Annotated in this window: 15 protein-coding genes; 4 read left to right on the forward strand and 11 right to left on the reverse strand. The window is 60.8% G+C overall.

What is annotated here, in order from left to right; genetic code table 11:
• Positions 1-167: 167 nt before the first annotated feature.
• From folE to BW995_RS13490, 3 genes are all read right to left on the reverse strand, one after another.
• Positions 168-728, reverse strand: coding sequence for a GTP cyclohydrolase I (gene folE, locus BW995_RS13480; RefSeq protein WP_175617077.1), 561 nt, complete (start codon positions 726-728; stop codon positions 168-170).
• Between the two features lie 23 nt (positions 729-751).
• Positions 752-1,408 carry a DUF1826 domain-containing protein gene (locus tag BW995_RS13485; protein ID WP_076400956.1) on the reverse strand — a complete coding sequence of 219 codons (657 nt, stop codon included), beginning with the start codon at positions 1,406-1,408 and terminating at the stop codon, positions 752-754.
• Between the two features lie 182 nt (positions 1,409-1,590).
• The gene (locus BW995_RS13490) at positions 1,591-2,502 is read right to left on the reverse strand and encodes a LysR family transcriptional regulator (protein ID WP_076401291.1); all 912 of its coding nucleotides are present in this window, start codon (positions 2,500-2,502) and stop codon (positions 1,591-1,593) included.
• A 108-nt stretch (positions 2,503-2,610) separates the two neighbouring features.
• On the opposite strand from BW995_RS13490, the gene metE reads away from it, so the two are divergent.
• On the forward strand, positions 2,611-4,899 hold the full coding sequence (gene metE, locus BW995_RS13495; protein WP_076400957.1) for a 5-methyltetrahydropteroyltriglutamate--homocysteine S-methyltransferase: 2,289 nt from the start codon (positions 2,611-2,613) through the stop codon (positions 4,897-4,899).
• A gap of 321 nt (positions 4,900-5,220) precedes the next feature.
• Here the strand turns inward: metE and BW995_RS13500 are convergent, their stop codons facing one another.
• The 8 genes from BW995_RS13500 to hcaE all read right to left on the reverse strand — a co-directional run bounded on the left by BW995_RS13500 (position 5,221) and on the right by hcaE (position 12,764).
• Complete coding sequence (locus BW995_RS13500) at positions 5,221-6,900, reverse strand: cation acetate symporter (RefSeq protein ID WP_217696106.1); 1,680 nt, start codon at positions 6,898-6,900, stop codon at positions 5,221-5,223.
• A gap of 2 nt (positions 6,901-6,902) precedes the next feature.
• On the reverse strand, positions 6,903-7,307 hold the full coding sequence (locus BW995_RS13505) for a DUF485 domain-containing protein (protein ID WP_322099127.1): 405 nt from the start codon (positions 7,305-7,307) through the stop codon (positions 6,903-6,905).
• Positions 7,308-7,401: 94 nt separating this feature from the next.
• On the reverse strand, positions 7,402-8,631 hold the full coding sequence (gene hcaD, locus BW995_RS13510) for a 3-phenylpropionate/cinnamic acid dioxygenase ferredoxin--NAD(+) reductase subunit (RefSeq protein WP_076400959.1): 1,230 nt from the start codon (positions 8,629-8,631) through the stop codon (positions 7,402-7,404).
• On the reverse strand, positions 8,628-9,590 hold the full coding sequence (locus BW995_RS13515) for a 3-carboxyethylcatechol 2,3-dioxygenase (RefSeq protein ID WP_076400960.1): 963 nt from the start codon (positions 9,588-9,590) through the stop codon (positions 8,628-8,630). The genes hcaD and BW995_RS13515 overlap by 4 nt, the downstream gene beginning before the upstream one ends.
• Positions 9,591-9,705: 115 nt before the next feature.
• Positions 9,706-10,518, reverse strand: coding sequence for a 3-phenylpropionate-dihydrodiol/cinnamic acid-dihydrodiol dehydrogenase (hcaB, locus tag BW995_RS13520; protein WP_076400961.1), 813 nt, complete (start codon positions 10,516-10,518; stop codon positions 9,706-9,708).
• On the reverse strand, positions 10,515-10,838 hold the full coding sequence (gene hcaC, locus BW995_RS13525; RefSeq protein ID WP_076400962.1) for a 3-phenylpropionate/cinnamic acid dioxygenase ferredoxin subunit: 324 nt from the start codon (positions 10,836-10,838) through the stop codon (positions 10,515-10,517). The genes hcaB and hcaC overlap by 4 nt, the downstream gene beginning before the upstream one ends.
• Positions 10,839-10,840: 2 nt before the next feature.
• On the reverse strand, positions 10,841-11,407 hold the full coding sequence (gene hcaF / locus BW995_RS13530) for a 3-phenylpropionate/cinnamic acid dioxygenase subunit beta (protein ID WP_217696093.1): 567 nt from the start codon (positions 11,405-11,407) through the stop codon (positions 10,841-10,843).
• On the reverse strand, positions 11,400-12,764 hold the full coding sequence (gene hcaE / locus BW995_RS13535) for a 3-phenylpropionate/cinnamic acid dioxygenase subunit alpha (protein ID WP_076400963.1): 1,365 nt from the start codon (positions 12,762-12,764) through the stop codon (positions 11,400-11,402). The genes hcaF and hcaE overlap by 8 nt, the downstream gene beginning before the upstream one ends.
• 249 nt (positions 12,765-13,013) lie before the next feature.
• Here hcaE and BW995_RS13540 point away from each other — a divergent pair, with 249 nt between their 5' ends.
• From BW995_RS13540 to BW995_RS13550, 3 genes are all read left to right on the forward strand, one after another.
• Positions 13,014-13,907, forward strand: a complete 894-nt coding sequence (locus BW995_RS13540) for a LysR substrate-binding domain-containing protein (protein ID WP_076400964.1) — start codon at positions 13,014-13,016, stop codon at positions 13,905-13,907.
• A gap of 103 nt (positions 13,908-14,010) precedes the next feature.
• Positions 14,011-14,916 (forward strand): alpha/beta fold hydrolase, encoded by a 906-nt coding sequence (locus BW995_RS13545; RefSeq protein WP_076400965.1) that lies wholly within the window; start codon positions 14,011-14,013, stop codon positions 14,914-14,916.
• The gene (locus BW995_RS13550) at positions 14,913-15,713 is read left to right on the forward strand and encodes a 2-keto-4-pentenoate hydratase (protein WP_175617078.1); all 801 of its coding nucleotides are present in this window, start codon (positions 14,913-14,915) and stop codon (positions 15,711-15,713) included. Before BW995_RS13545 ends, BW995_RS13550 begins: the two co-directional genes overlap by 4 nt.

Below are 15,713 nucleotides of genomic sequence, written 5' to 3' on the forward strand. Positions count from 1 at the left end.
CCGGACGCCAAGGGCAGCGAAGCGTAAGCGAAGCAACATCTGGCCCCCGCAACCAAAATACCAAAAAGCCCCCCGGCTCACGCCAGGGGGCTTTTCGCATTCCCACACCCAACTCCCGGGATCAAAGGGCCCTCCGGCCCTTTGCGGGCGCGGGCAGAGCCCGCTCATCATCCGGCCAGCCCGCATAATCCCAGAAAATCCCGGCGCAGCCCCGGATTACTGTCGAGCGTGCCGCGGGTGACCACGGTCACGGTGTCGCTGTCGGTCTGACGCACACCGCGTTCGGTGATGCAATGGTGGCGGGCGACCACCGCCACAGCCACACCTTTAGGGTGGGCAACCTTTTCGATGATGTCGGCGATTTCTCTGGTCAGGCGTTCCTGGCCCTGCAATTGCCGGGTCAGCACCTCAATCGCACGGGCGACCTTGGACAGCCCCAGCAGGTGGCTGTCGGGCAGGTAGCCAACGTGCACCAGGCCTTCCATGGGGAGCATGTGGTGCTCGCAGTGGGAATAGAGCCGGATGCCGCGCACCAGCACCAGACCGGCATAGCCGTCCGCCGGTTCCATGGCCTTGGCCAACAGGGCTTGTGGATTGATGTCATAGCCGTCGAACAGCTCGGCATGAGCCCGAGCGGCCCGCTCTGGTGTTCCGGTCAGCCCGAGGCGGGCAGGGTCGTCGCCGGTAGCACGGATCAGGGCGGCCATGGCTCGGGAACGGATACTCATCGAATCTTCTGCATTCATCGTCGTTACTCCACCGGGTCCAATGCCAGGAACATGCGCCAATCACCGGTCTCCAGCGGTGGCGAGCGGTGCAACAGGCCGCCGCCTTGATGGCCGGGCCAGCGTTCGCCTTTCATCACACCTACCCAGAATGGCCGCAGCGACTGCACCCGCGACCAGTCGCGCACGATGGCATCGTTGTTGCCCGACCCGATGCCACTGCGGTCGCAGGCCTCCTCGGGCAGCCATTGGGTGGCAGGGCCGCGATAGGTGCAGACCAGCCGTAGCGACACATTGTCGGGATGGAACAATCGGCAGGCATTGTTGGTGATCCGATCCAACCGCACTTTGACAGCATTGGCCCCGGACAGCCGCGCGACGATGGCGACCAAACGGGCGATGTCGGCACCAAGTGCCCGGCGGCCGAAGCTGGCGGGCAGACCCGCCGTGTCCAATGCCTTTTCGATCTGGGCCTCGGCCCCGATATTGCCCACCTCGCAACGCAGGCAGCAGAAATCGGCCACCGCCTTATGGTTCAGAAAAGTGGTAATGGCTGTATCCGGCACACGGGGGTGGATGGCCATGGTGGTGCCACAGTCACGGATGATGGTCAGCCCATTGAGGCTGTCTGCCCATGCCTGATTGGCGAGATTGGGCGAAACGGTGGAAACGTCGATGGTCATGGGAACCTGTCGCGAGGAGTTGCACGGGACCTGTATGCGTTATGTTATAACATAACAATCACGTCAAGGGCGCCGTGTCCATCCCCCATTTTTCCGCCTCATCCTTGCCGTTCTGCCTGGCCATCGCGCTGAGGACTGGTGTCTTTTCCCTGTCGTCCTTGATGGGGGGCGGGGCTTTCCGATCAGCGAGCCTGCCCCTCGCTGACCCGGTATGCCCGTGCCAGATCGACGAAGGCCCGCAGGTAATCGATGTCGGCATCCGCTTCGCGGTATCCGAGGAAAATCTGTTTCGCAATCCCGTCGCGGCCCAGCCGCACCGGACTCACCCCGAATTTGGCGCCATATTCCTCGACCATCCAGCGCGGCAGGGCTGCAACACCTCTGCCATGGGCGACCATCTGCAACATGATGTCGGTCGTCTCGATGGGTTTGTGGTGTCTGGGGCTGATCCCCGCCGGTATGAGAAATTGGGAATAGATGTCGAGCCGGTCCGTCGGTACGGGATAGGTGATCAGGGTTTCATCGGCGATCTGCTGTGGTTCGACAAATTCGGCGCAGCGCAGCCGATGCTGCGGACCGACCACCAGCACCTGCTCGTAATCGAAGACCGGTTCAAAGCACAGCCCGGTCTTGAACAGCGGGTCTGGCGTCACCAGCATGTCGATCTCGTGACCGAACAGGGCACCGATGCCACCGAACTGAAATTTCTGCCGCACATCCACGTCTACCTTCGGCCAGGCGTCGAAATAGGGTGCGACGATTTTCAGCAGCCACTGGTAGCAGGGATGGCATTCCATGCCGATACGCAAGTGTCCCCGTTCGCCTTGGGCGAATTGCTGAAGGCGTTCTTCGGCATGGGTGAATTGCGGCAGCAGGCGATTGGCAACCGCCAGAAGCCATTCCCCGGCCTGGGTCAGCCGCAGGTTGCGGCCTTCGCGATGCCAGACCGAAACGCCCAACTGATCCTCCAGCTTGCGGATGCAGTGGCTCAGCGCCGGTTGGGTCAAGTTGAGATGATCCGCCGCTGCCGTCAGGGAACCGTGCTGGTCGACTGCGCGGATGATCGTCAGGTGGATGCGTTCCAGAATCGCCATGTCAGCCAGTGCATGCAGAATTTTTATCGAATAATGAATTAATATCATTTTTTTTCATGTGTCACACCCTCTATGTTTTGACCATCTTCACTGTTCAAGGCAAGTCCCATGGTTATGACCCACACCCTCGGTTACCCTCGCATCGGAGCCAGGAGAGAGCTGAAATTCGCACAGGAGTCCTATTGGAAAGGGCAATCCTCCCGCGAGGATCTGGTCCGCGCCGGTGCAGAGCTGCGCCAGCGCCATTGGCGCGATCAGGCGGCGCTCGACCTTGTTCCCGTCGGCGATTTCTCGTTCTATGATCAGGTGCTCGACATGAGCTTTACGCTCGGCAACCTGCCGGAGCGTGTGCGCGGCTTCCATGGCGACCCGCTGGATAATTACTTCCGCGTGGCGCGCGGCCGTTCGGCGCAGAGCGCGGACGCCGGAGGCTGTGACGGTGTCGCCGCTGGCGAGATGACCAAGTGGTTCGATACCAATTACCACTACATCGTCCCTGAATTCGATGCCGCCACGCAGTTCAAACTCGACGCGTCCCGTTTGCTGGGGCAACTCGCCGAGGCCAGGGCCCAGGGCGTCAAGGCCAAGCCGGTGATCATCGGCCCGCTGACGTACCTCGCGTCGGGGAAGGCCAAGGACGGCTCGGACAGGTTGGCGCTGTTGCCCCGACTGCTGCCGGTCTATGTCGAGCTGCTGGCGGTGTTGGCCGGGCAGGGCACCGAGTGGGTGCAGATCGACGAGCCGATCCTGGTCACCGAACTGGAGCCGGAATGGCAGGACGCATTTTCCGTGGCTTACCGGGCCCTCGATAGCGGTGCGGTCAAGCTGTTGCTGACCACCTATTTCGGGCCGTTGCAGGAAAATCTGTCGCTGGCCTGTGCACTGCCGGTGCAGGGTATTCACCTCGACGCCATCAACGCCCGCAATGAGGTGGATCAGCTGATCAGCATTCTGCCGCCCGATCGCGTGGTGTCGCTGGGCGTGGTCAATGGCCGCAACATCTGGAAGACGGACCTCGGTGCCGTGCTGGACTGGCTGGAGCCGGTGGGCAAGGTGTTGGGCGAGCGGTTGTGGGTTGCGCCCTCCTGCTCGCTGCTGCACGTCCCTGTCGATCTCGCCAACGAGCGCAAGCTGGACGGGGAAATCCTCTCATGGCTGGCCTTTGCGGTGCAGAAGCTGGAGGAAGTCAGGGTGCTGGCAACCGCGCTGGCGCAAGGTCGCGGCGCGGTGGAGGCTGAACTCGCCGCCAATCGTGCCGCCATTGCCTCCCGCCGGACGTCTCAGCGGGTCAATAACCCGGCGGTCAAAGCCGCCGTTGCGGCCATAGTGCCTGAACTGGGCTGCCGTCAGAGCCCGTTTGCCCAGCGTGCGGTCAAACAGGCGGCGCTGCTGAACCTGCCCCGGTTCCCGACCACCACCATCGGGTCTTTTCCGCAGACGAGCGAAATCCGTCAGGTGCGCAGCCAGTTCAAGGCCGGTACGATCGACGCCGCGGCCTATACCGAGGCGATGCGGCGCGAGATCGCCCGCAGTGTCGTCGAACAGGAAGGGCTGGGGCTCGATGTGCTGGTGCATGGCGAGGCCGAACGCAACGATATGGTCGAGTATTTCGGTGAACAACTCGATGGCTATGCCTTCAGCCAGTCCGGCTGGGTGCAGTCCTATGGCTCGCGCTGCGTGAAGCCGCCGATCCTGTTCGGCGACATCAGCCGTCCCAAGGCGATGACCGTGGACTGGATCACCTATGCCGCCACGCTGACGGCCAAGCCGATGAAGGGTATGCTCACCGGACCGGTGACCATCCTCAACTGGTCTTTCGTGCGCGACGACCAGCCGCGCGCCGTGTCGTGCCGCCAATTGGCGCTGGCCATCCGTGACGAGGTGCTGGATCTGGAACGGGCTGGCGTGCAGGTGATCCAGATTGACGAGGCTGCCCTTCGTGAAGGTCTGCCGCTGCGCAAGTCCCAGTGGCAGGAGTATCTGGACTGGGCAGTGGAATCGTTCCGCATCACCGCCAATGGGGTGAAGGACGAGACGCAGATCCACACTCATATGTGCTATTCGGAGTTCAACGATATTATCGCCTCGATTGCCGACATGGACGCCGACGTCATCACCATCGAGACTTCCCGGTCGGACATGGAGTTGCTGGATGCCTTCGATGATTTCAAATACCCGAACCAGATCGGCCCCGGCGTTTACGACATCCATTCGCCCAACATCCCGACCGAAGCCCAGATTGTCGCGCTGATGCAGAAGGCGGCTGAACGCATTCCTGCCGACCGTCTGTGGGTCAACCCGGATTGCGGCCTCAAGACCCGGCAGTGGAGCGAGGTCATCCCGGCCCTGACCAACATGGTCCGCGCCGCGCAGAGCCTGCGCGCCACCGTTTCCTGACCAGACCTGCGCGGGACGCTCAATCCATCCCGCGCGGGCTTCCCTCTTTACCGTTTAGAGTATTGTGCGAAAAGTGGGAACCGGTTCTCGCAAAAAAAATGCGACAAAACAAAAGGTTAGACCAGCGTGTCCGTGTCAGGTCACAGTACACGACAATTGGTGGAAAAGAATGGGCTATCGCCCAAACCCATCCGAGGCCTGAGGCCCCGACCGTTCACTTGGGGGCGATGCCCCCGGGCCCCAGCGAGGTGTGGAGCAGTGCTCCACGTCCTTGTTCCCTAACTGTCGTGTACTGTGGTGTCAGACTTAACGCACGCTGGTCTAATGCGACACTGCATCCGATGCTCCGATGCCAACCTGAGCCCGAACGAACTGGTCTTCAAAGACTTCTGCCGCTTCGCCTTCGCTGGACTTTGCATCAAGCTTTGACACCAGCCAGATGGCGACAAAGGCAACCGGCATCGAAAACAGTGCCGGGGCATCCCACTTGAACAACGGCTGGGGAAAACCGAACACCTTCACCCAGATACCCGGACCGATGATGGTCAGGATCACCGCCGTTGCCAGACCGATGGCCCCACCGATCACCGCCCCCCGGGTGGTCAATCCCCGCCAGAACATCGACAGGATCAGAACCGGGAAATTTGCCGATGCGGCAATGGCAAAGGCCAGACCAACCATGAAGGCGATGTTCTGCGTTTCAAAGGCGATCCCAAGAATCACCGCCACCACGCCAAGACCAATGGTCGCCATTCTGGAAACGCGCATTTCGCGCACATCATCAGTGGCTCCCTTGCGGATCAGGCGGGCGTAAATGTCATGGGACACGGTGGTTGCCCCGGACAGGGTCAACCCCGACACAACCGCCAGAATGGTGGCAAAGGCAACCGCCGAGATAAAACCAAGGAACAGGTCACCGCCAACGGCATGGGCCAGATGCAGTGCAGCCATGTTTCCGCCCCCGCGCAGGCCGGTAATTTGTCCCGCCGCATCGCGTACGATGTACAGGTCATTGCCGGTAATCAGGATGATGGCGCCAAAGCCGATCACAAACGTCAGGATGTAGAAGTAGCCAATGAAGCCAGTGGCAATAAAGACCGACTTGCGGGCTTCCTTTTGATCGGCAACGGTGAAAAAGCGCATCAGGATGTGCGGCAGGCCAGCCGTGCCAAACATCAGGGCCACCCCCAGCGACACCGTTTGCACAGGGTCTTTCACCAGATTGCCCGGCATCATGATTCTGGCGCTGCCCTTGATTTCGATCGCTTTTGCAAACAACTGGTTGAAGTTGAATCCGAATTGCGCCAACACGCTAAAGGCCATGAAGCTCGCCCCCAGCAACAACAAAATCGCCTTGATGATCTGAACCCAGGTGGTGGCCAGCATCCCGCCAAAGGTCACGTACAGGATCATCAGGACGCCAACCAGCAGCACGGCAACGATATAATCCAGCCCGAACAGCAACTGGATCAATTGCCCGGCGCCAACCATCTGGGCGATCAGGTAAAAGGCAACCACCGTCAGCGAGCTGCAGGCGGCAAAGGTACGAATGGGGCCTTCGCGCAGACGGCAGGACAGAACATCCACAAAGGAATATTTCCCCAGATTGCGCAACGGCTCGGCGATCAGGAACAGGATGATCGGCCAGCCCACCAGCACGCCAACGGAATAGATCAGGCCATCAAAGCCACTGCTGTAAACCAGGGCCACAATCCCCAGAAACGACGCCGCCGACATGTAATCCCCGGCAATGGCCAGACCGTTCTGAAAGCCGGTGATCCCGCCGCCTGCGGTATAAAAATCCTGTGCCGAGCGTGTGCGTCGGGCGGCCCACCAGGTCAATCCCAAAGTGGCGGCCACAAACACAAAGAACATCATGATGGCGGTGGTGTTGGTTTGCTGTCTGGACACAGCCCCTTCCAGACTGCCAGCAGCACCGGCGGGAACTGATGCCACCACTGTTCCCAGCAACGGCATGACAAACGAGAGATACCGCATCATCTTCATGGCTTTGCTTCCTCGATGATGTCGCGCGTCAGGCGGTCGTAATGACCATTGGCACGCTGGACATAAATGCCGGTCAGCGCAAAGGCGATCAGGATCACCCCCACGCCCAACGGAAACCCGACCGTGACGGCTGCACCATCCCATAGCGGCGCGCCAACCACCTGCGGAAACAGGGCAACGGCAAAGATGAAGCTGTAATAGACTGCCACCATCACCAGCGACAGCCCTCGTCCAAAACGGCTCCGTTCCGAAGTCAGCTGTTTGAACTTCCCGCTCTGTTGTATTTTTCGTCTCAACGTCCTGTCCATTTGTGACAGTTCTCCCATAAAGATTGTTTTTGTTGTGATTTTTGTACCGGGCTGGATCAGACAGCGCGGCTCATGCTGTTTCGCCCACACCATCCAGAGCAGTGAGCGCAAAAGTGGTTCCGGTTTTGCGCAAAATCACTGCGACAGATCAAAAGGCTAGACCAGCGTGCCTGCAACGCACACTGGTCTAGGCGCACAGGGCGACCAGCTTGCGCAGATCCTGTCCGGGATTGCAGATCTCCACCCCGTGGGGAATGCGACCCCTGGCCGCAATCAAAGCTTTGGCCGGACGCATCTCGCGGCCATTGTTGACCGTCATCGCTCCGGTGACGATGCCATCTGTCAGGCCAAGCAGGGTGTACTTGCCTGTTGCCCGATCACCCCGGACCAGCCATTCATCAGCGGTGTGTCGGCCAGCGATCTGGAAGTTCTGCCCGTACTGGTCTGTCCAGTACCATGGCACCTCCTGCGGGCACGGCTCGCCGGTGACCATCGCCCGCGCCACCGCGGCCCCTTGCGCCTGGGCATTCCCCCATGTTTCATGGCGGACGCAGGCTTGCAGGTCAGGGTTCCACTGCCGCGCCACATCACCGGCAGCGTAGATATGCGGATGGCTGGTTTGCCCGTGGATATTGGTGATGATCCCGTCTTCGACGTGCAGGCCAGCCGAGACAGCCAGTTCGACATTCAGTTCGACACCAATCCCGTAGACCACCAGATCCCCGCTCAGGGTTTCCCCTGACGCAAGGAGCAGGTTGATCTCCCCGTTTCCGGCCTTGCCGGCTTCGGTGATCTCGGCCCCAAAGACAAAACGGACGCCGTTGTCCCGGTGAAGCTGCAACAGGATATCCGCCAAGGCCTGCGGAGCACCGCGCGCCATCAGGCGGCTGTTGCGTTCGATCACCGTCACCTCGGCCCCCATGGTGATGGCGCTGGCGGCGATTTCCAGCCCGATCACCCCGCCGCCAACCACCAGCACCCGCCGCCCCGGCCAGATGTGACCGCGCAACTGCTCGGCATCGTCGAGCGACCGCACCGTATGGACACCGCTGCCCAGATGATCCAGCAACGGATAGGCGCGGGCGCGGGCTCCGGTGGCCAGCAGCAGACGGTCAAAGCTGATCACGCTCCCATCCGCCAGAGTGACCACCTGCTGTTCGGCATCCAGCCCGACCGCAGCCACCCCGAGACGACATTCAATGGCGTTTTCGGCATAAAAGGATTCGGGATGGATGGTCAGCGACGCCTTTTCCGGCTTCACCAGAACTTCCTTGGACAGTGGAGGCCGTTCATAGGGGAGATGCTGTTCGTCACCAATCAGCACCAGCCGCCCCTGAAACCCGGCGCTGCGCAACGATGCTGCCGCCACTGCTGCGGCTTGCCCGCCGCCAATGATGACCCAGGTCTGCTCTCTCATGCCTGTGCCTCCTTGCGGGCAGCGACACTGTCGGCACTGACCATCGCCATACCGGCAATCCACTCGTCAATCGGGTGGTAATAGTGCGTGGTGGTCCGGTACTCGCCAACAGCCTGCATACAGGCAAAGGCGGCGATCCAGGCCCGGATTTCCTGACCACCGCGACCACCGTGCTCCAGAATTTCCTCGTTGGTCATCGCCATGAAGCGGTCCATGTCGGCCTGAGAAAAGCTGTCAATCAGCCCCATGTCCCATTCCGCATTCAGGCGCAGGCTTTCGCCTTTGCCCTCGGCCAGCAAACGACCGGTGTTTAAAACGCGCTGCTGACGGGTATTGCGCGCTTCGGGGGTGGGGTTGCGCCCTGCAATGAGGAATTCCTCGATCTCGGGCGGGACCGAGCCAAATTGTGGCGTCGGGGGATCATGCGACAAGCCACCTGAACCGATCACCAGAACGCGCTCGGGGCGCTGGCTCAGGAACCGTCCGACCGCCTGCCCCAACTGCACCGCCCGCCGGCAGGGTGGCAAGGGACGGGCAGCGCCATTGATAAAGATCGGAATTACCGGATAACGCCCGACCGACCCCGCCAGCAATTCCAGTGGCTGGGTAAATCCATGGTCCGCCTGCATCCGGTAAGAATAGGGTACGTCCAGGTCTTCGGCCTGCAAGGCTTGAACCAGATCCAGCGCGAGGGCTTCGGGGACATTCAGCGGGCCGTGCCCAATGTCCCAGTCTCCGGCACAGGCCGCCCGCAACCCGATGCAGAATGGCGGCATCAGGTCATAGAAAAAGCCGTTGAAGTGATCGGGGGCAAACAGGACAATGACTTCGGGATCATAGGCCGCAACGTCGGCAGCAAGATCCTTGAAAGCCTGCCGGGCTTTGGCTTCAACATCCGCCGGTGGATGGATGAACTCCATCATCGGGGTATGGGATGCGCAAACAAGTTTGACGGGCATGGGTTGGTTTCTCCCGCTGGAGCATTGTGCGAAAAGCGGGGCCCGGCTTTCGCAAAAACAATGCGGCAATACAAAAGATCAGAGCAGTCCTTGTGCGCAAAAGTGGGGGGCGGTGTTACAGGTCAAGCCCGCCAGCAACATGGCGAATGCCGCGAATGCCCAGTCCACAATCGGCATTGATCATCACGCCGGTCAGCGTCCGGTTGTTCTGTCGCGACGCCAGCAGGACATACGAGCCGGTAAAATCCGCTGGCGACGGGAAGTCCTGCAACGGCAGGATGGCGCGAATGGCCTCGGGCGAGCGGGAGTCCATGATCGCCATGTCCTGCTGCCCCAAAGCGCCAGGCCCGCGCAGGTCGCTGGCCATGCCGCTGGGAGCGACGGCGTTCACGCGCACTTTCGGGGCCAGTTCGTAGGCAAGCTGACGGACCAGTCCAACTCCGGCATGCTTCGAGGCGGTGTACAACGGCCCGCCACCACCGGAATAAAAGGCCGAATTGGACAGGGTAAAGATGATGCTGCCCTGCGACGCCAGCAAAGCCGCTGCTGCGGCCTTGGCCCCCAGCAGATAGCCGCGCACGTTGATGGCAAAAAGCTCGTCAAAGGCAGCCTCGATCCGGCTATCGGGGATCGACAGCAGGCTTGCCCCGTGATCCCACACCGCCGCGTTGCCAATGAAGCAGTCAAGCGCCCCAAAGCGCTCAACCGTTGCGACAACCGCCCGCTGATTGTCCGCCAGCGAACGCACATCCCCAACAACGCCCAGCACCTCTCCGGCAAAGTCGGTTGCCAGTTGCGCCACTTTTTCCGCGCTTTTCTCCAGCACCGCCACCCGGGCTCCTTCGGTGAGGAACCGTTCGACCAGCGCCCGCCCCAACCCCGACCCACCGCCAGTGATCAGGGCAGTCTGTCCCTGCAACCAGCTCATTGGCTTTCTCCTGTCGGGACCAGAACATACAGGCTGTCGCCGTCTTCGAGCACCTCGAAGGTCTTCAGGTCCACCGTTGCCGGTTGGGTCAGCGCACGGCCGGTGCGCAGGCAGAAACGCGCCGTATGCACCGGACATTCGACCGTACAGTCGTCTTCCAGATAGCCGTCAGACATCGAGGCTTCACCATGAGTACAACGGTCGGCCAGCGCGTAGATGGTGCCATCAAGGTTGAACACCGCAACAGCCGGGTCACAATCCACCCGACGAGCTTCGCCGGGTGGAAGGTCTGCGGTCAGACACACAAAGATCTTTTCCATGATTACAAAATGATGCTGATGTTCGGCGCGGTCAGCACAAACTGATCCAGCTCCAGATCCCGGCGGACCAGTTCCCACCCGGCCGGGGTTTCAACCCGCCGCAGACGGTCACGGCGGGTACCGATGAAATCGTGATGATCACGATGCTTGGCAGCGCGGTGAACCAGATAGTTGCACGACACCACCACCTCATCGCCCACCAGCTCCAGCACGCGCACGTTGCTGACGAAATGGCGGGTGCGGGACGCCGGTTCTTCGGACCAGGCCATACCGGTTTCCAGCCGGGCAATGCGCCGTTCAAGCTGGTACTTGCTTTCGTTGAAGATATAGGTGGTCGGCGGCTGCTGGCCCTTGCGGCGGTCGCGGGTTTGCGCCAGCGTGTTGGTCATCAGGACATAGGAAATGTCGTCGGCCACCAGATCGAGCCATTGGCGGAACTGGCGTTCATCCAGCAGGGCTGCTTCGAGATACAGGAACTGCTCGATGCGGAATTGCAGTTCCGGCGTTACGGCTGCCGCCGATACTGCGGCCTCGACCGGCGGACGGATCAGCGTCATTGTCTCAGCCATTGACGACTTCCTTTTCGTAGGAGGCAGACAGAGCCTCGATTTCATCCCAGCTTTCCGCGGTCATCATGTCGGCCCACCGCTGGTAAAACCCGCGCGCCGCCGTTTCCGCAAAGGTGTAGTTGGTCACCCCCGGAATGCCGTCCTGACGGCGTTCTTCAAAGCCCATGCCCATCTGGATGCAGAAATCGGACTGCTGGGCAATGCGGCCCTTCAGCACCTTTTGCACTTCGACCCAGTTTTCGGAATCGTCCTGTTCAAGGAAGCCTGCCGGACCAAAGGCGCGGGCGTGACTGAGCTTCAGCGCCTCTTTCACCTCGTCGGGAGCCTGCTTGTCGGCAATGCAGAAGGCCCACACCTCGATCTGGTTCGGCCCCTTGGGGTGCCAAATGCGCAGGGTCTGCGTCCCGTTCAGCCATGACAGCGACGGGAACATGGTATTGTGACCGGCCAGACGCAAAGCACGGACACGGCCAAGACGCTGCTCGGCTTCGGCATAGGTGTCGCGGAAATAGTTGGATACCGCCCCGGCCACCCACACATTGGCGTCGGCTTTTTCGGTGAAGAAAAAGGCGCTGCCGTGACCCTGACCGGAAAACTGCACGCCCCCCTGTGCATTGGCCCATACCGGGCGGGCCGTTTGGCCATCCCCCAGCGGCGCACCATCGGCCTTGTTTTCCGTCGCCACCTGCAACACCTGCACCGCCGAAGCGTGGGTATAGGGCGCATGGTACTGGTCGCTGCAGAACTGCTCGGCGGCAAATTTCCAGTTGCAGTCGATCACCCATTTATGGATGCCGCCGACCACTTCGACACCGCCTTCGCGACGATCCAGAAAACCGTCGAGATACCAGGCCATGTCCCCCAGATAGTCTTCCAGAGACGGCGCGTTGCGATCCCAGTTGCCGAACACCAGCCCCTTGTAAACGCTGAGGCGCGGCACCTTGATCAGGCCCCATTTGCTTTTGTCGAGCTTGTTGCGATAGGCCTGTTCTTCAAGCGGGACCGAAGACAGGCCACCATCCAGCCCGAATGCCCAGCCGTGATAGGCGCAGGTGAACATTTTGGTGTTCCCGCTATCGGCATGGCACAGCTTCATGCCCCGATGGCGGCACTGATTGAGAAAGGCGGCAATAGACCCGTCTTTTTCACGCACCACCACCACCGGGTCTTCGCCCATGAAGGTGGTGAAGAAGTCGCCTGCCTTGGGAATCAGGCTTTCATGGGTCAGAAACAGCCAGCTCCGCGCAAAGATGCGCTCCAGTTCCAGATCATAGATGGCCTGATCGGTGTAAATGGCTGGCTTGACGGTGCCTTGCCGGGAATTCACAAGGCTGCGAATGTTTAAAGGATCATTCATGATAAAAGGTTTCCTCCCACCGACGGAGCGTATGCCCCGTCAGAACCATTGTTTTTTGCTGTGAACCGCAGAGCCTGACCGATGCGGCAAAGCTGTGCCGGTGGCAGCCCCGGTGCGGGGATGAGCCCGGGGCATCACTGGTGACGTCGATACAGATAGAGGACTGCCGCCCCAGACTGTCGCCGGGCGCACCGAAGGGGAAATATTTATTTTCTTGTGAAACTATCGTTTTTATGTCTAAGTCAAAAAATGGAACTCCGACATTTGCGCTATTTTGTGGCGGTGGCTGAGGAACTCAACTTCACCCGCGCTGCCGAGCGTCTGCGCACCGCTCAACCATCCCTCAGTCAACAAATCCGCGATCTGGAAGACGAGGTTGGAACCCCTTTGTTTGTACGCACCAAGCGGCGGGTCGAGCTGACCGCAGCCGGTGCGGTCTTTCTGGACGAGGCCCGGCTGGTCCTGGCGCAAAGCCAGCGGGCCATCAGCCTCGCCCGCCGCACGGCCCAGACCGAAGGCGGCACCCTGACCATCGGCTTTGTTCCCGCTGCCGAGGTCAAGATCTTTCCGAACATGCTGACCGCCATGCGGGCACGCTTCCCCAACCTGCAACTGGTCCTGCGCAGCCTGACCACCGCAGAACAACGGACCGCACTGCTGGATCATTCCATTGATGTCGCATTCATGCGGCTTCCAGCCGATGATGTCCGCCTGTCCCTTGAAGTCGTCCTGCAGGAAAAAATTGAAATCGCCCTGCCTGCAACGCACCCGTTGGCCGCCCAGGACACCATCTCGGTTCATCAACTGACCGATGTGCCATTCCTGCATATTGCCCCCCTGCATGCGGGAAGCCTGCACGGAGTGATCGAGTCCTTTCTGGCCGAGCACAACATTTCACTGCGTCCCCAACAAGAGGTCGAAAACGTTCTGACCCTGCTGACCCTGATCAGCATGAACGAGGGATTTTCCTTTCTGCCGGACTATGCCCACCGCCTGCTGTTTCGCAACGTTGTTGGCCGCCCCCTGCGGGAGCAGAGCCCGACGGTTGGTCTGGCGATGGTCTGGCGCACGACCGACCAGTCTCCCGAACTGATGACCTTTCTGGATCTGGTCCGCCAATCGCTGACGATGGCGACAGATTAAGACGTAAAACATACTTTTGTTAATCTGAATATGTATTGGCGTCCCCGTCTGCGGGTTTCCATTCTTTTGCTCTCTGGAAAAAGCAAACGGGAGGATAACCCCAATGACGACCCATACCCCGGAGCAAGCCCCCCCCCACAGTCCCCAGCCCGAGTTCCGCTCGCTGTGGTCGGCGATTGCCGGTGGCGAAGTGTCCTTGCGACACATCGACGCAAACGGCGTCCGCACCCGTGTGCTGGAGGCCGGTAGCGGCCCGACACTGATTTTTCTGCATGGAATCTCGGGACATCTGGAGGCCTACCACCGCAACATCCTGTCCCACGCCAAACATTTTCGCGTGCTGGCCATCGACATGCTCGGACATGGTTTTACCGACAAGCCGGATCGGGATTACGAGATTATCGACTATGTGAACCACCTGCGTGATGTGATCGACGCCTTGGGGGTGGACAAGATTCACCTGTCCGGTGAATCCCTTGGCGGCTGGGTGGCGGCCCGCTTTGCCGCCCTGTACCCTGACCGCATTGACCGGCTGGTCCTGAACACCGCTGGTGGCATGATCGCCGACCCCAGGGTGATGGAGCGCCTGCGCACCCTCAGCCTGAATGCCGTCCGCTCGCCTGACCGCGAGGCAACCCGCAAGCGGCTGGAATTCCTGATGCTTGACCCGTCCATTGTCACCGAAGACCTGGTGGAATCACGCTTTGCCTGCTTCCGCCAGCCCGGTATGGTGACGGCCATGGAACGCATCATGTGTCTGCAGGACATGGATGTCCGCCAGCGGAACATGCTCACCCCCGACGAGCTGGGCCGGATTCAGGCCGAAACCCTGGTGCTGTGGACCACCCACGACCCGACGGCCAGCGTCGAAGTCGGACAGAGACTGGCCGATCTGGTCCCCGCAAGCCGGTTTGTGGTGATGGACAATTGCGGCCACTGGCCCCAATACGAAGACCCCGACACCTTCAACCGCCTGCACATCGCCTTTTTGCTGGGGCAAGACGCATGATCTCCCAGCAAACCGATGTCCTGACACTCGCCGCCAACCGGCTGTCATCAGCCGAAAGCAGCCGCACCCCCTGCGCACCACTGAGTGACATTTTGCCTGCGCAGGACGTGGATCTTGCCTATCAGGTGCAGAATATCAACACCCAGCGCCGCCTGACTGCGGGCCATGCACTGGTTGGACGCAAAATCGGCCTGACGTCAAAAGCCGTTCAGGCCCAGCTTGGCGTCGATCAGCCCGATTACGGGATGCTGTTCGATGACATGGCAGTGCCCGATGGCTGGGAAATCGCCAGCGGTCGCCTGTTGCAGCCGAAAGCCGAGGCTGAAATTGCCTTTGTGCTCGGTCGTGACCTCGGCAGCGAGCACATCACTCTGGCCGACATCATCGGTGCCGTCGAGTATGCCTTACCAGCGATCGAGGTGGTTGATTCCCGCATCGCCAACTGGAAAATCTCGATCGTCGATACGGTTGCCGACAATGCCTCCAGCGGCTTGTATGTGCTGGGCGGCCATCCGCGCCGTCTCTCCGACCTGAATCTGCGCGACTGCGCAATGGTGATGACCAGACAGGGCCAGCCCGTTTCCACCGGTGTCGGGGCCGCGTGCCTGGGCAATCCCCTCAATGCACTGTGGTGGCTGGCACAAATGATGGTGCGCGTCGGTCGTCCACTGCAAGCCGGTGATACCGTCCTGTCCGGGGCGTTGGGCCCAATGGTCAGCGCCACCCCCGGTGACGTTCTCGAAGCCAGCATAACCGGGCTTGGCTCGGTCCGGGCAGCCTTCGCCAAGGAGTCCTGA

The sequence above is a fragment of the Insolitispirillum peregrinum genome (assembly GCF_900156605.1).
GTDB classification, from domain to species: Bacteria; Pseudomonadota; Alphaproteobacteria; order Rhodospirillales; family Rhodospirillaceae; genus Insolitispirillum; species Insolitispirillum peregrinum.

Coding starts and splice junctions, on each gene's coding strand:
- BW995_RS13540 (WP_076400964.1), top strand. CDS start 13,014: ATGGAACTCCGACATTTGCGCTATTTTGTGGCGGTGGCTGAGGAACTC.
- BW995_RS13485 (WP_076400956.1), bottom strand. CDS start 1,408: ATGACCATCGACGTTTCCACCGTTTCGCCCAATCTCGCCAATCAGGCA.
- BW995_RS13505 (WP_322099127.1), bottom strand. CDS start 7,307: ATGGTGTGGGCGAAACAGCATGAGCCGCGCTGTCTGATCCAGCCCGGT.
- hcaB (WP_076400961.1), bottom strand. CDS start 10,518: ATGAGCTGGTTGCAGGGACAGACTGCCCTGATCACTGGCGGTGGGTCG.
- BW995_RS13490 (WP_076401291.1), bottom strand. CDS start 2,502: ATGGCGATTCTGGAACGCATCCACCTGACGATCATCCGCGCAGTCGAC.
- BW995_RS13550 (WP_175617078.1), top strand. CDS start 14,913: ATGATCTCCCAGCAAACCGATGTCCTGACACTCGCCGCCAACCGGCTG.
- hcaE (WP_076400963.1), bottom strand. CDS start 12,764: ATGAATGATCCTTTAAACATTCGCAGCCTTGTGAATTCCCGGCAAGGC.
- metE (WP_076400957.1), top strand. CDS start 2,611: ATGGTTATGACCCACACCCTCGGTTACCCTCGCATCGGAGCCAGGAGA.
- hcaC (WP_076400962.1), bottom strand. CDS start 10,838: ATGGAAAAGATCTTTGTGTGTCTGACCGCAGACCTTCCACCCGGCGAA.
- BW995_RS13515 (WP_076400960.1), bottom strand. CDS start 9,590: ATGCCCGTCAAACTTGTTTGCGCATCCCATACCCCGATGATGGAGTTC.
- BW995_RS13500 (WP_217696106.1), bottom strand. CDS start 6,900: ATGATGCGGTATCTCTCGTTTGTCATGCCGTTGCTGGGAACAGTGGTG.
- hcaD (WP_076400959.1), bottom strand. CDS start 8,631: ATGAGAGAGCAGACCTGGGTCATCATTGGCGGCGGGCAAGCCGCAGCA.
- hcaF (WP_217696093.1), bottom strand. CDS start 11,407: ATGGCTGAGACAATGACGCTGATCCGTCCGCCGGTCGAGGCCGCAGTA.
- BW995_RS13545 (WP_076400965.1), top strand. CDS start 14,011: ATGACGACCCATACCCCGGAGCAAGCCCCCCCCCACAGTCCCCAGCCC.
- folE (WP_175617077.1), bottom strand. CDS start 728: ATGAGTATCCGTTCCCGAGCCATGGCCGCCCTGATCCGTGCTACCGGC.